The organism is Shewanella surugensis (genome assembly GCF_023284005.1).
Lineage (GTDB): Bacteria > Pseudomonadota > Gammaproteobacteria > Enterobacterales > Shewanellaceae > Shewanella > Shewanella surugensis.
Map to the genome: position 1 here is coordinate 1 of NZ_JAKIKS010000127.1, position 15,947 is coordinate 15,947.

10 protein-coding genes and 1 pseudogene are annotated in these 15,947 nt (G+C 43.3%); 5 read left to right on the plus strand and 6 right to left on the minus strand.

The window, feature by feature from the left end; translation table 11 throughout:
- Positions 1 to 109: pseudogene (locus tag L2764_RS22005) on the plus strand (IS30-like element ISVsa7 family transposase); the annotation flags it as partial.
- Between the two features lie 108 nt (positions 110 to 217).
- Here L2764_RS22005 and ligA read toward each other — a convergent pair.
- From ligA to L2764_RS22020, 3 genes are all read right to left on the minus strand, one after another.
- Positions 218 to 2,233 carry an NAD-dependent DNA ligase LigA gene (gene ligA, locus L2764_RS22010; RefSeq protein WP_248942486.1) on the minus strand — a complete coding sequence of 672 codons (2,016 nt, stop codon included), beginning with the start codon at positions 2,231 to 2,233 and terminating at the stop codon, positions 218 to 220.
- A gap of 92 nt (positions 2,234 to 2,325) precedes the next feature.
- Entirely contained in the window at positions 2,326 to 3,429 is a 1,104-nt protein-coding gene (gene zipA / locus L2764_RS22015; protein WP_248942487.1) for a cell division protein ZipA, read from the minus strand.
- 23 nt (positions 3,430 to 3,452) lie between these two features.
- On the minus strand, positions 3,453 to 6,872 hold the full coding sequence (locus L2764_RS22020) for a chromosome segregation protein SMC (RefSeq protein WP_248942488.1): 3,420 nt from the start codon (positions 6,870 to 6,872) through the stop codon (positions 3,453 to 3,455).
- 245 nt (positions 6,873 to 7,117) lie between these two features.
- On the opposite strand from L2764_RS22020, the gene cysZ reads away from it, so the two are divergent.
- Positions 7,118 to 7,891, plus strand: coding sequence for a sulfate transporter CysZ (cysZ, locus tag L2764_RS22025; RefSeq protein WP_248942495.1), 774 nt, complete (start codon positions 7,118 to 7,120; stop codon positions 7,889 to 7,891).
- Between the two features lie 286 nt (positions 7,892 to 8,177).
- Positions 8,178 to 9,146 carry a cysteine synthase A gene (gene cysK / locus L2764_RS22030; protein ID WP_248942489.1) on the plus strand — a complete coding sequence of 323 codons (969 nt, stop codon included), beginning with the start codon at positions 8,178 to 8,180 and terminating at the stop codon, positions 9,144 to 9,146.
- A 128-nt stretch (positions 9,147 to 9,274) separates the two neighbouring features.
- On the opposite strand, the gene L2764_RS22035 is transcribed toward cysK, so the two are convergent.
- Entirely contained in the window at positions 9,275 to 9,967 is a 693-nt protein-coding gene (locus L2764_RS22035) for a TetR/AcrR family transcriptional regulator (RefSeq protein ID WP_248942490.1), read from the minus strand.
- Between the two features lie 414 nt (positions 9,968 to 10,381).
- Here L2764_RS22035 and ycaO point away from each other — a divergent pair, with 414 nt between their 5' ends.
- Positions 10,382 to 12,145: a 30S ribosomal protein S12 methylthiotransferase accessory factor YcaO gene (ycaO, locus tag L2764_RS22040; protein WP_248942491.1), complete on the plus strand. Its 1,764-nt coding sequence runs from the start codon at positions 10,382 to 10,384 to the stop codon at positions 12,143 to 12,145.
- A 106-nt stretch (positions 12,146 to 12,251) separates the two neighbouring features.
- On the opposite strand, the gene L2764_RS22045 is transcribed toward ycaO, so the two are convergent.
- Positions 12,252 to 14,630: a nitric-oxide reductase large subunit gene (locus tag L2764_RS22045; RefSeq protein WP_248942492.1), complete on the minus strand. Its 2,379-nt coding sequence runs from the start codon at positions 14,628 to 14,630 to the stop codon at positions 12,252 to 12,254.
- Positions 14,614 to 14,814: a hypothetical protein gene (locus L2764_RS22050; RefSeq protein WP_248942493.1), complete on the minus strand. Its 201-nt coding sequence runs from the start codon at positions 14,812 to 14,814 to the stop codon at positions 14,614 to 14,616. Before L2764_RS22050 ends, L2764_RS22045 begins: the two co-directional genes overlap by 17 nt.
- A gap of 268 nt (positions 14,815 to 15,082) precedes the next feature.
- Here L2764_RS22050 and L2764_RS22055 point away from each other — a divergent pair, with 268 nt between their 5' ends.
- The gene (locus L2764_RS22055) at positions 15,083 to 15,526 is read left to right on the plus strand and encodes an RrF2 family transcriptional regulator (RefSeq protein WP_248942494.1); all 444 of its coding nucleotides are present in this window, start codon (positions 15,083 to 15,085) and stop codon (positions 15,524 to 15,526) included.
- Positions 15,527 to 15,947 lie beyond the last annotated feature (421 nt).

Sequence of the window (15,947 nt, forward strand, 5' to 3'; positions counted from 1 at the left end):
AGCCAATGCTGAATTTTTAATTAACATGAGGCCAAGAAAGGCGTTAAACTTTCTCAGTCCTTATGAGTTTTTAACAGGTAAACGTGTGTCGCTTATTGCTGAGATCTAGGAATGAGTCATTAATTTATCACTAACTCCACCTGCAATAAATGCATTACATGTTAGATCTCAGCAATAAGTGACACAACACATGCTCCAACGCCCTATTCACAAAACCTTATGCATTGACGGCAAGAATGTCGATAAGCTCGGCTTCATCAATCACTTTTACGCCTAAATCTTGCGCTTTAGTCAGTTTTGAACCCGCCGCTTCACCCGCCACTAAACAATCGGTATTTTTCGACACACTGCCTGCCACTTTCGCGCCCAAGGCTTGTAACTGAGCCTTAGCATCATTGCGATTCAGCTGACTCAAGGTACCCGTCAATACCCAAGTTTGCCCTTTTAACAATAATGCCTCATCGCTCACCGTTTCAATTACTGGCCAATTAACACCTGCGGCAATGAGCTTATCAATGACTTCAAGGTTATGAGGTTGACTTAAAAAATGGGCCAAATGCTGCGCCACAATGGTACCGACATCATCCACTTGTATTAACGTTTCCACATCAGCCGCTTTTAACGCCTCTAAGGTTTTAAAATAGGCCGCTAAGTTGGCTGCGGTGGCCTCGCCGACTTCACGAATGCCAAGGGAATACAAGAAGCGAGCAAAGGTGGTTTGTTTGGCATCATTGATGGCACTGACTAATTTGGTGGCCGATTTCACTCCCATACGATCGAGCATGGTCATGGCTGAAGCTGACACCGTAAACAGATCCGCAGGACTTTGCACCAACTCTTTATCGATGAGTTGCTCTACCACTTTATCGCCCATGCCATCAATATTGAGCGCCTTGCGAGACGCAAAATGTTTAATGGCTTCTTTACGCTGGGCTTCACAGAATAATCCCCCCGAGCAGCGAGCCGTGGCTTCGCCTTCAATGCGCTCAACCGCGCTGTCACAAATAGGGCACGTTTCAGGAAAAACAATATCTTGTGCATTATCTTGTCGTTTTTCAAGCACCACGGCCACGATTTGCGGGATCACATCCCCCGCGCGGCGAATAATCACACTGTCACCTATTTTCACCCCTAGACGCGCAATTTCATCGGCGTTATGTAAGGTGGCGTTCGATACGGTGACACCGCCCACAAACACAGGTTTTAAGCGAGCAACAGGGGTTATAGCACCTGTACGTCCCACTTGAAAATCAACCCCTTCTAAATATGTCAGCTCTTCTTGCGCTGGAAATTTAAAGGCGGTGGCCCAGCGCGGTGCTTTGGCCACAAAGCCTAAGCGTTGCTGCGCTGTAATATCATTGACTTTGATCACCATGCCATCGATTTCAAAGCCTAAAGTGTCACGGCGGGAAAGAATATCCACATAGTATTTCATGACATCTTGTGGTGTTTCACACAGCTTCACCTCACGGCTCACCGGCACCCCCCAAGTCTTAAGTTGTTCAAGCTGGCCAAAGTGGGTAAGAGATAACGCCCAAGTATTTGGCTCAACCACCCCTAATGCATAGGCATAAAAAGACAAGGCACGACTGGCGGTGATTTTGCTGTCCAGTTGACGCAAGCTCCCCGCCGCTGCATTACGAGGATTAACAAACTGTTTCTCGCCTTTGGCTCTGGCTTTTTGATTGATGGCATCAAAGGCATTTTGCGGCATGATCACCTCGCCCCTCACTTCTAATAGAGGCGGAAAATCATCCCCCCTCAACGTTAAAGGGATCGCACGGATGGTGCGCACATTTTCAGTGATATCTTCGCCAACAAGGCCATCACCTCGGGTTGCAGCCCGTTCAAACACCCCATTTCGATACACAATACTGACCGCTAAACCATCCAATTTGGGCTCACAGCAATAGGTTAAATCTGATGCGACTCTATCGGTGAGTCGTTTATTAAATGCCTGAAACTCTTCTTCATTAAACACATTATCAAGGCTTAACATGGGTTTTAAGTGAGTAATTTGATCGAACTTAGCGAGCACTTCACCGCCAACTCTTTGCGTCGGTGAGTCCGGTAAACACAGATCGGGATGCGCTTGTTCAAGCTCCTTTAAGCGTTTGACTAAACGATCGTATTCGGCATCGGGGACAGTGGGTGCATCATCCACATAATAACGATAATTGTGCGCATTGATCGCCTGAGTCAACTGACTCATTTCAGCTGGTACTGAGTTCATGAAGTTAAATCCAATAAAATAAGAAAGGCCGCACTAAAATGTGTTAGTGCGGCCTTAAAAAGTAAAACACTAGGGTCTCTCGACTCTAAAAATTAAGCCGACAGTGGCATTTGTTTGTTAATCCGTTGCAAATACATTTGCTTGGTCGACTCTAACCAAATATCACGGCCACCATCAAGCACTTGCCCACCCAAGTCATCGGCTATTTGATGGGCACAATTCAGCATAATGGAAAAATTCATTAGCGCATCGCCATGGCAAGGTAATGTCATAAACAGCACCATACCTTGGGTACAGAATTGTTCCATATTATCGGGGTTAAACACGCCAGGCTTCACCATATTTGCCAGTGAAAACAACACCTTACCTTTGCCAGCGTTATCTTGATGACGATGAAAAATATTCATGTCGCCAAATTTAAAATTAAGCGTTAATAAACAAGGTAGCAGTTCCGCACCATTAAACTCTTCATGCTCTTTTGCCGTCACATGTAGTACTAAAACATCTTGCGGTTCGGCTAAGTTAGTGTGCTGTTCTTGTCTGGTATCAGCATAACTGTTGGCTGTTTGGGTTTCCGCTGGCTGTTGATTTATTGATGCCCCATGAGACAAGTCAACCTCTTGAGCTTCAACTTCATCGTCATCAAGCTTGCCGAATAAAAGCGCATCTTGAGGTGCTTTTACATCCACATAACGCCCAGACAGTGGCATATCCTTGACTATTTTATCTGACAGTAACGGCTCTGAAACCCCAGGCGTTTCAGTTAAATGTTCAATATCAACCTGCTGCTCCGCTGGTTGATTAACCCTATTTGGGTTAATCACATTTGGGTTAGCAGTATTGAGATCAGCGACATCAGGCGAATTCACATTCACGGATCCCTGTACAGGGACGGCTTTAACCGGTTTAATGACTTGATGATGTCTGCCTTTAAAACCAAGGTTACACTTTTTACGGTGAGTCCCACTACGGCTTGGCGAGACGATCGGTTTCGCCTTACTGACTCTGACTTCGCTAATGCCATCGGCATCGAAACCATCAGCATCTCGACTTTTTTTATCACGATAACGTCCCGTTTTAGACGCTTCTTTTAACGATTTTGGTTGCTGCTTTCTAATGGACCAAAAACCATGCACAAGCACTGCGATAATTGCTATCGCACCTAATATAAGCAATACCAGTTGCAAATTTTCCATTGGCTACCCTGTCTTTCCTGTGTTTATTCTGCGTCAGCCATCGCTAACGCTTCATCAATATCTACCGCAACTATACGTGACACGCCGGGTTCATGCATAGTAACGCCAATAAGTTGATCTGCCAGCTCCATGGTGATCTTATTATGGCTAATATAAATAAATTGCACCGTTTGCGACATTTCTTTCACCAAACGGCAAAAACGTTCGACATTGGCATCATCTAATGGCGCATCCACTTCATCAAGCATACAAAAAGGCGCTGGATTTAGTCTAAATATAGCAAAAACCAAAGATAATGCCGTTAACGCTTTCTCTCCACCGGACAATAAATGAATAGTACTGTTCTTTTTCCCCGGTGGTCTGGCCATAATAGTGACACCAGTCTCTAACAGATCATTGTCTGTCAGTGCTAAATAAGCACTTCCGCCACCAAATACTTTAGGAAATAATTGCCCTAAATCATGGTTAACTTTATCGAAAGTGTCTTTAAAGCGAACTTTTGTTTCTCTGTCTATTTTGTTTATTGCGGCTTCAAGACTCCTTAATGCTTGATATAAGTCTTGGTCTTGGCTATCTAAATATTGTTTACGTTCACTTTGCTGCTCATACTCTTCAATTGCAGCAAGGTTAATCGCACCAAGAGCAGAAATACGTTGCCGCAATGCCCCTAATTCTTTTTGACGCCGATGAGATGAGTATTGAAGATCCAATACTTCCATAATACTGGGCACATCAACATGTTGCTCCTTTAACAGGCTCATTTGACTATTAATCTGTCCATTAATTCCCTCTCGACGCAATGTTAAAGCACTTATTGATTGCGTTAAATCATCAACTTTAGCAAGCCATTGTTTTTTATCCTTGCTGACAGTATCACATGACAACTGAATGTGGGCTTGTTGGGACCTTATCTCCGTTAGTTTTTCTTGTTTAACGCCTTGCAACGCCAGTGCCTGTGAAAGCTGTGTCTGTAACTTTTCAAGGTTGTTAAAATTTTGATCGGCATTTTGTTCGAATGTTGTTTGCTCAAGGGTGGATTTTAATGTCTCAAGTTCTTGGATCCGTAATGCATGCTGATCAATTTTTTGTTGGTTAACGGCAAGCTGCATGGTTAATGACTGCTGTGCGCTCTGATGTTGATTGTAAGCCTTATCAGTTTGATTCTGATGCTTTATTCCTTCATTTAACTGGCATTGCTCGACCTTCCTTGTGTCTTCTAGTTGTTGTTTTTTCGCTTGAGCGATCCCCAAGCTGTCATTAAGTTGGCTTTTCTGAGACGATAACGTCTCCATCGCCGTTTGTTCAGAGGCTATTTCATCAGAGAGATGCTGAACACCTTCTTGTAGCTGCAAAAGTTGTGTTTCGTTATGCGCCTTTTGCTCCACTCTCGCCGCAATTTTGGATGTTAATGCCGCAATGCGAAGCTGACAGCCTTGTTGCTGCTCACGATTTTCAATGTGTAGGCCATTCAATTCACTTAAACGCTCTTGACTCTCTTGTCGCGCCAACTGCACATCACTTAAACCGTCCTGTAGACCTGCCACGTGTTCAGTCAACTGAGTATATTCATGTTTTAACTGCACTAAAGCACCAGCAGCCCCATTCGTCATCGACTTCTTTAATATAAATCCATGACCGATGATGAAACCATCGGCAGTGACTAACATGTCATCACTGCTCATCTCTGGCAGTAAGGCTAACGCGGATGTTTTATCTTCAACCCACTTAACCTTAGACAGCCAAGGCGCTAAATTCGCTTTTGCTTGAATGACGTCATCTTGATAAGTTTCATGTAAAGTGAAGCCTTCTTGATGAGCGCCCACCAGAGTCGGCATTTTAAGCAAGCCATCAAATACAGATTCAACGGCTTGTTCCCAACCGGGTTTGACCTCTAATAATTGCCATAAAGGTTGCTCAGCCGACGCTTCATTTTCTTTGCTCAGTAAACTAGAGACTAAACTCAAACGACCCTGCTTCTCAGCCATTGACTGATTAAGCTGAGTCTCTTCCGCTTGTATCGATGACTGTGCTTGAGTTTGCGTGGTTAATTGACCTTGAATGTCTTTATCAAACGCGGTGTATTTTACCAATGAAGATTCTTGAGTACGCAATTGTGTGCTGAGCTCTGGCAGCTCATCTTGATCCAGGTGCGCTTGTAAGGTTTGTAATTGCTGCGTTATTCTTTCTTGTTGTTGCTGCTTCTGACGATAAAGATATTGACTATGTTCAAGCTGCTTATTATTAAGTTCAAACGATAACGTTAATGCTGAAACCTGCTCAGTTTGATGTTTAAGCGATCCCTCTAGCGTCTTAACACTCTCATTTAGTTGGTCTGATATTATCTTATCTTGGGCTATTTGAGCCAAAAACCGCTCATTTTCAGCGTTGTTTTCGACCAAAGCTTGAGTTGATTTTTCTTGAGCTTGTTCATCTCGTTGGCATTTTTGCTGATGTTGAACAATCGCCGCATTTAATTCGGCAAAACGCGTTTGCACACTCTGCTCTTGTTGTTGCCGGTGAGTCACCGTCTGCTCAAGTTGATTAATATTATTCTTGGCTAAATAACAGGCCTCGATTTGCGTTTGTTCTTCTTTATCGAGCTGACTTAATGCCACTTGCCACTGAGTCAATGATAACTCAACGGCCTGTAATTTTGCCGACTCCGCCGCAGAGCGGAGCCCTAACTGACCAAGCTCTGAAGTCAGTTTATCACTTTGACTTTGTAGCTCTTGATAACGCATCACCAATAGCTGTGACTCTTGCTGTCGCTCTGATTGTTTAAGATCCCGATATTGCAGTGCAATTTTTGACTGCTCTGATAACTTATCCAGCTGTTTACCCAACTCAATACGAATATCACTTAAACGTTCTAAATTCTCTCGAGTATGGCGCATACGGTTTTCGGTTTCACGCCTGCGCTCTTTATAGCGAGAGATCCCCGCCGCTTCTTCAATAAACACCCGCAACTCTTGAGGTTTAGATTCAATCAACCTCGAAATGGTGCCTTGCTCAATAATCGCATAGCTACGCGGACCCAATCCCGTCCCCATAAACAAGTCTGTAATATCGCGACGACGGCATTTTTGTCCATTCAAAAAATAACTGGAATCACCGTCTCGGCTCACCTGCCGTTTAACGGCAATCGCTTGGTAACTGGAATATTCACCGGATAAGCATCCATCAATATTTTCAAACGATAGCTCAACGCTGGCCACCGAGACAGGCCTGCGATCACTCGAGCCATTAAAAATGACATCGGTCATGGCTTCACCACGCAGGTTCTTGGCTGAACTTTCACCCAGCACCCACCTCACGGCATCAATCACATTTGATTTGCCACAACCATTAGGGCCAACAATAGCGGTTAACGGATGAATAAAAGGGATTTTAGTGACATCGGTGAACGACTTAAATCCAGCCAGTTTTATCTGTTTGAGTCTCATTATGTCAGTTGTCGGTCATGTCAGAACTACATTTTGCATACGAGCCAAGTGCACGAAATGGTACATTCAGGCTCCCTTAGGTAATGCAAGTATAGATAAAATTAGGAATATCCTTGCACTTTACCAAAGCCTGCCCCAATTTGTAATGCTTTTATTGCCTGAATCTGCGCTTTTCACTTGTCATCAACGCCCTTGTGGCACACAATCTAAGCATATTAGCATCTTAATTGACGAATACAGACTTTATGGATCCTCACAAGCAAACTCAACAAAAAAGCGGTGTAAATTATTTTATCATGGGTTTCAGCCTCATTAAGCGCCCAGGCTTACGCCGATTTGTATTTATTCCGCTATTGATCAACTTAGTCCTTTTTAGCGGCTTATTCTACCTCGCCATTAACCAATTAAGCCGTATTTTCGATTGGCTCTCACTGCAGTTACCCAGCTATTTAAGCTGGCTTAATATCATACTTTGGCCATTGGCTGTTATCACATTATTGGTGGTATCATCCTTCATTTTTAGCTCCGTGATGAATTGGCTCGCAGCCCCTTTTAATGGTTTGCTCGCCGAAAAAGTTGAACAATTACTGTCAGGTAAAGCACTCAATACAGGATCCAATATGGATGTCATTAAGGATATCCCTCGCACCTTGTCACGAGAATGGATAAAGCTGAAATATTATATTCCGCGAGCCCTGATATTTTTGATTTTATTTTGGGTGCCGTTATTAGGTCAAACAGTCGCCCCAGTCTTATGGTTCTTGTTTACCGCTTGGATGATGGCGATTCAATATTGTGACTATCCTTTCGATAACCATAAAGTCCCCTTTAGCGACATGAAAAAAGCGCTCAATAATACTAAAGGCAGTTCCTTTAGTTTTGGCGCCACTGTCACGTTATTTTCCATGATCCCTATCGTTAACTTTGTGGTGATGCCAGTGGCGATTTGTGGTGCGACCGCCATGTGGGTCGACAAGTATCGAGATGCCTATAGAAATCCGGCTATCGCCCCCGAGTGAGCCACAACTCAATTCATCTGATTGACCCGTAATCACTCACTATGTGGGTGATTTTCAAGCAACCTTATGATCAACATCAACATCAACATCATATTTTACATAATATGCCCCGCAAGATTAATTTAGACAATACGAATTAACTCTATGAGAAAAGAGCTTTTTTTTACAACAAAGAATAGATAATCATTTTTTAATAACCAAAAGTTATAAAGAAGAACAAACAATCACTTCTATTGCAGCTCAACCCGATTATGCTTGACGAGTCCACAAAAAAGGAAAGCAGCCCATGAGTAAAATTTTCGAAGATAATTCACAAACAATTGGTCATACCCCACTTGTCCGCCTCAATCGCGTCAGTAATGGTAATGTATTAGCCAAAGTAGAAGCCCGTAATCCGAGTTTCAGCGTGAAATGCCGGATCGGTGCCAACATGATTTGGGATGCTGAGAAAAAAGGGACGCTAACCAAAGACAAAGAACTCATCGAGCCCACATCAGGCAATACGGGTATTGCTTTGGCCTATGTTGCCGCTGCCCGAGGTTATAAACTCACCCTAACCATGCCTAATACCATGAGCTTAGAAAGACGCAAATTACTGAAGGCCTTAGGCGCTAACTTAGTCTTAACCGAAGGGGCTAAAGGCATGAAAGGGGCAATTGATAAAGCCGAAGAAATTCGCCAGTCAGCGCCTGAAAAGTATGTTTTACTACAGCAATTTAATAATCCTGCTAACCCTGAAATCCATGAAAAAACGACAGGTCCAGAAATTTGGAATGATACCGATGGTGAAGTGGACGTCATTGTCGCGGGTGTCGGGACTGGCGGCACGATTACTGGGATCAGCCGTTATATTAAAAATACCCAAGGTAAAGCCATTACCTCGGTGGCGGTCGAACCTATCGACTCAGCGGTTATCCAACAAACCTTAGCAGGTCAAACGCTGCAACCCGGTCCTCATAAAATTCAAGGGATCGGCGCAGGCTTCATCCCTGGTAATTTAGACATCACTCTCATTGACCGTGTTGAAACCATCACCAATGACGATGCCATTGAAATGTCTTTAAGGTTAATGAAAGAAGAAGGCATTTTGGTGGGCATTTCTTCTGGCGCAGCGGTTGTCGCTGCTAATAGAATTGCGGATCTTCCCGAATTTAAAGACAAAACCATTGTCGTTATCTTACCTTCTGCAGCTGAACGTTACTTATCTTCGGTGCTATTCCAAGGGGAATTTAGCGACGCTGAAAACGTCCAATAAATCATCGTTCACTCATCGAGTCTCTTGCACTCGCGACCCATTAAAGTGACTCGATAGATAAAAACTGGAATATAACGTGCCCTGCTCAGGGCATTTTTATTTGAGGCCATTCAGCAAGACTCACTCTCCTAACCCACCACGTTAGTGATCATTACGGTCACAATGTGTTTGAAATGAGCATCCACTAAGTTGCCATGACTATTGAAGCTATTTTTACCCCCATGATTAGCGCTCAATTTAACTAAGTATTGATATTCCAACCATTTAATGACGCCTAATACTTGATGAGCATCAGCATAAGAGGCTGTCGATCCCGCTCGCTTTAAAAAACGTTCAATACTATTCAGCATGGCTTCATTTAATCGGCTGATAGCCACAGCGAGTTGCGGATTTCGCAAGGCTTCTTCTTGAAATGCCATCTCGATGATGCACTCATCGAACTGAATAATTTTAGCGCTCACATAAGCACAAGCAATATCACTTAAGTCTTTAATAAGTTGATTTTTATCTTCCTCTAACGGCCATTGTGGTTCCCATTCATTCAACAAGTCCCAACTCTTATGCTCCAGTTTTTCTCGCATCCATAGATGCTTCTCGGCAAAATAGGTTAACGCATCGCTAATTAAGCATTTTATGTCGCTAAAATAATAGGTGGTTGACGCCAGTGGCACTTGGGCTTTTTTCGCCACCGCGCGGTGGCGAACTCCTCTGATCCCTTCTTGAACTATCACAGCCAAAGTCGCCTCTAAAATCGCAATGCGCCGTGCCTGTCCATCCTTTCGACTTGCTTTTCGACCAACATAGATTAATGGCTGTAACATAAGTGTCCCTATACTGTGTTTATAGCCGTGATACTTGAAGATGCAGGATCACGGCTATATAAGTCCTCGCTAAGCTAACAGCTTACGCTCAACGCCACAAAGATGAACAACAGCTAATCTGATCCCCATCTGACGGCGTCGGCTGGGGATCATTTAGATGACACGCTAAGCCCAAGCCCGTTAAATGTGCAGGCCTCAATGAGTTTGGTTATACAACACCGAGTGCCAACAACGGCATTAAACCCAACATAATCGTTTTTTTTGACAAAAAAAAGATAAAAACATGAAGGATAATGCCTTTGATGATTGCTACTCTTACATCCTAAACGATACAATCCTTCCTTAGTCGACAAACTCAATATTGGCAGTGCATTTTATTGAGCGACTTATCCTATTAGCTATTTAGAGGTAGTAATGAACCACACTTACATTCCGGGTAAAGACGAAGCATTAGAAGTCTCGATCGCCACTATGCAAAAAAAGCTCGCTGAACTCGGTTTCGATATTGAAGAAGCGTCTTGGTTAAATCCTGTACCCTACGTTTGGTCTGTTCATATTCGCGATAAAAATTGCCCCGCCTGCTTTACTAACGGTAAAGGTGCTAGCCGAGATGCAGCCCTTGCCAGTGCGTTGGGTGAGTATTTTGAGCGTTTAGCCTGTAATTACTTTTTTGCTGATTTTCATTTAGGTGAAAAGGTCGCTAATAGTGATTTTGTCCATTATCCCAATGAAAAATGGTTCCCTATTGCAGATGCGCCTCATCCACAAGGCCTAATGAATCAGGCCTTATGGGACCATTATGATCCTGAAGATGATCTTAGCCTTAACACCTTAGTCGACATCCAATCGGGCAATACTGATAGAGGCATATGCGCCCTGCCTTTTACGCGCCAGTCCACTGGGGATGTCACTTATATTCCGATGAATCTCGTCGGCAATTTATTTGTCAGTAATGGTATGTCTGCGGGTAATACTCAAACAGAGGCTCGCACTCAAGCGCTATCGGAGTGTTTTGAGCGTTATGTGAAAAACAAAATTATTGCTGAAGCCATTTCACTGCCCGAAATTCCACAAGATGTTATCAATCGCTTCCCAACGGTCGTGGCTTCTATCGAAGAGCTGGAAAAGCAAGGTTTTCCGATCACCTGTTTTGACGCCTCTCTAGGCGGTGAATACCCTGTCATTTGCGTCACCTTATTTAATCCTGACAATGGCGGTTGTTTCGCCTCTTTTGGCGCCCACCCAAGATTGGAAATTGCACTAGAGCGTACGGTAACCGAGCTCTTGCAAGGTCGTAGTCTGAAAGATTTAGATATTTTTCCCAGCCCGTCTTTTGATAATGACGAAGTGGCCGATCACACCAATTTAGAAACCCACTTCATTGACTCTTCAGGGTTGATTTCATGGGATTTGTTTAAAATTACAGCAGGCTTTACTTTCAGTGATTGGAACTTCCAAGGCACCACAGAAGAAGAATACACTCAGCTACTGAATAAATTTCACGCCTTAGGCGCCGATGTGTATATTGCCGATTATGCCCATTTAGGCACTTATGCTTGTCGTATTTTGGTGCCCGGTTATTCTGAAATTTACCCTGTTTATGAACTCAGCTGGGTCAATAATAACCGCGCCATGGCATTACGTGGACTCGTTCAGCAATGGATTAATGATAGCCAAAACGCGGCGCTAAGCCAAACGATAATGGATTCTATTGATGCATTAGACTTAGATGAATTTCAGCCTCTCGATCAGCTGTTAGGCATAGGTGTTGATGCCAGCTCCTCTTGGGCCACCTTACGGATTGGTGAGCTAAGATGTTTGCTGGCATTAGCCACAAATGACCATGAAACCGCCTTTGACTGGGCCATGTGGACCACCGACTTTAATGCCGGCGGCATTAGCGCTGCTCAACAAAAACGCCTGCGTTTCTATCATGCTGTTAAAGCCATTATCACGATTGAATTGGATGGCCATGAACTTACCGAATATGAGCCAACACTCATCCGCATGTACACTCAAATCGATTATGAAACAGCCAAATCCCATGTAATGGGTACCGCGCAAGGTTATGATTTAGTGGATATTGATGACTTACTCGGCTTTAACAAGCATCAAAACTTATTAGCCGCCTATGATAAGTTACAACAAGCTAAGGTTATATTTACTCAGTGGAGCTAAGCTTTTTATAGAAACAAAGAGTTATCTCTATATGAAAAGAACCAGTCAATATCAATTGACTGGCTCTTTTTATGAGTGATTATTATTTAACTCACTTTTGTTAGTATTATTTTTCTTGCTCTCCACCGCAGCCACCACAACAGGTGCTCTCTGCAGTCGTATTATCGCCATTATTGATGGTTCCTGAGGCCATTGCCACTTGTCCTAATGGCGTTTCATTATAGACGGCTTGCTCACTATAAGTGGATGTTGCCCCAATATAAAACACGCCTTTAATGACCTGCCAAGTCACCGCTAATCCCCCGACAATAAACACCACATCGCCAATCGTGCGCACCCAACGAAGCGTTTGTAATATATCACTTTGCATGAAGGCTTCACTGCGCGCATACCAGAAACCATTAGACGCACTGGCAATAAACTGAAGGATACCGACAGGTAATAAACTGGTAGTTAGCATCAGTACCAAACCACCATTCATCCACCAAAATGCCGTTTTCATCAGCTTGTCATCAAACATCAGCTGAGGACGAATATAGCGTAAGATTAAAATCACAAAGCCTAAGGCTAAGAATCCATATACGCCAAATAATGCCGCATGCGCATGGGTTGCCGTGGTATTCAACCCTTGAATATAATAGAGAGAAATAGGCGGGTTAATCATAAAACCAAGTACGCCAGCCCCTAACATGTTCCAAAAAGCCACTGCGACAAAAAACAATAAGGGCCACTTAATTTTTTCCATCCAAGTGGCTTTTTGTTTTAAGCGCCAATGCTCGAACGCCTCATAACCAAGCACAATTAATGGCACCACTTCTAGCGCACTAAAGGTCGCCCCAACCGCCATCACTGGCGTTGTTGTACCGGCAAAATACATATGATGGAAAGTTCCAGGGATCCCCCCGAGCATAAATAAAGATGCTGAAGCAAGCGATGCTACCGTCGCCATCTTTTTCGAGACAAGCCCCATGCTGCAAAAAATAAAGGCCAGTGCCGTGGTGGCAAATACTTCAAAGAAACCTTCAACCCACAGATGCACAATCCACCAACGCCAATATTCCATAACAGAAAGATGAGTACGCTCACCATAGAAGAAACCCGCGCCATAAAATAACCCAATGGCGGCAATAGAGGCCGTTAATAACGCCAGTAGATTCTTATCACCGGGTTGACGCAGTGCTGGCACAACACCTCTTAACATTAACACCAACCATAATACGATACCGGTGAACTTACCAATTTGCCACAAGCGCCCTAAATCGACATATTCATAACCTTGGTGACCAATCCAAAAATTCCACTCAGGCGGCATAATTTGCGCAATGGCAAAGAAGTTGCCGGTAAACGAACCCACGACCACGACCACTAACGCCCAAAATAAAATATCCACACCGAGTTTTTGATATTTAGGATCTTTTCCGCCATTAATGATGGGGGCTAAGAATAAACCCGCGGCTAAAAAGCCTGTGGCAATCCAAAATAGCGCCGCTTGAATATGCCAAGTACGCACTAAGCTATAAGGAAACCATTGAGAAGTATTAATACCATAAAAGCTTTGACCTTCAACGGTGTAATGCGCCGTAAACCCCCCGATAAATATCTGGAATGTGAATAATCCAACAACCAATAATAAATATTTACCTAAGGCTTTTTGTGAGGGTGTCAGGTTGAAGGTTGTTAATGGATCTTTTATCGGTGCTTGCTGCTCCTCTTCCTCTTTTCGTAAAAAAGCCCAAGCCCATACTAAGCCCCCAATCCCCGCGATCAGTACCACCACACTGACAATAGACCAAATAATATTCTCCGCCGTCGGTACATTATCAATTAAAGGCTCGTGAGGCCAATTATTGGTATAAGTCGCACCATCTGGATGCCGTTCGGTTGCCGCAGCCCATGCAGTCCAAAAGAAAAACTCCGTTAAACGCTCGCGTCTTTGCTCATCGGGTAAAGTAATTTCCTTCATCGCATAACTATTACGAGTGGATTGCAACTCTGGTGATCCACCAAATAAACGGTCGTAATAATCCGCAGTCAATTCAATCGCCGCAATACGACGAGGGCTGAGTACTAATGTATCGGTCTCTTTGTCGAACGTATTGGTCCGATAATCTTGTTTTAGTTGGTACTGAAGTGAATGTTGCTGCTCGCCCGTTAAAGTATCATAAGGCTGAAAATACGTTTCTTCCGCGGCTAAATTAAGCCAATTCATCAATTCTCTATGCAACCAATCTGCAGTCCAATCTGGCGCTTGATACGCACCATGACCCCAAATACTGCCTAATTGCATTCCCCCGACCGATTGCCACGCGGTTTGTCCATCCAAAATACTGTCTTTGGTCATCAACAATTGACCATTTTCGCTAACCACTTTATTGGGAATGGGCGGCGCTGAACGATAAATCTCTTGACCAAAATAGCCTAATATACCGAAAGTAATACCTAAAGTAGCAATAAGTATCCACCATAATTTATAATACTGACGCATGACAATCCTCCAGAGGAACTGAGTATCTCGCAAATAAAATTTTATTTTTCACATGAATATGTTGTTGTAACTCTTCTTTTAATAGGGTCTTTTTCTCATCACCGATAGCGTAATAATGAAATAAAGTGGTGGAACCTGAAATCTCTCGTGCAAGCCGGCCAATACTGGCTTCAAGGATCGACATAGTAAATCTCCCTTAACAATTTTAAAGCGATTTTGATGAACGCTTTAAAGATGCATTAACTTTACATCTTTAGGTTGAGTTTACTGCTCATAATATAAGATGTAAACTATACTCATCTTATAAATGTGATCTCGATCCAGAACTAAATCGATAACTTGGCTCAAAGCTTAATCCAGAACCGAATCAAAGATCACCATCGACTCGTTAAAGCCTCTGACCTCACAGCATGAGGATGGCTCAAGCGTCATAAACAATAAGGAAGTCAACCGTGCAAATCACCCGTTATACCGATTATTCATTGCGCGTACTGATTTATTTAGCCGTTAACAATAAAGCGCTTGCCACCATCAAAGACATTGCCATCAGCTATGACATTTCTAAGAATCATTTGATGAAAATAGTGCAAGATCTCAATATTAAAGGCTATATACTGGCCATACGCGGTAAAAATGGCGGCATAAAACTCAACCGAGCACCGACCAATATTAATATCGGTCAACTCGTGCGAGAAATAGAAGGTAAAAGCACCTTAGTGGAATGCTTCGGCTCCGATAACCACTGCGTGATCACCCCCGCCTGTCAGTTAAAATACATGTTCGCCAAAGCCCAAGAAAATTTCTATTTGACCTTAGAAACCTATACCCTCGCCGACTTAGTCGGTAGCCAAAACCAAATAGAAACCATTCAAAAACTGCTTATTGTGAATGATTAAAAGTATGAATGGCTATTCAAGGTGGGCTTCTATCGCTTGCAGCAAGGGTTTGTGCTGAGACTTCTTTGGCACACTGCGAGTTTATCTGGCTTTCAAGGATAGAGGAAATGCCTAAAGATGTTGGGAATATTTTCGCCTCTATAAACTGACAATTTAAAATAACATCCGTATTTGAAATCCCGTTCGTTCTGCTGTAAACGGATTGATTAATGCCCTGATAGCCTGGATGCTAGAAAACGGCCTTATCTCTCATTCTAGACGTTTTACAATATAAAATTTCACCCTTTTGATCTCGGATCGCTGGACAGGGCGGGATCGCACTTTGTTAACAAAGATTGAATCTACTGAATTACTGTGATCTAATCGCACCTCACTTTCTGAGAGGTAACCCAATGACCCTGATCGAACACCTTACCGTTGT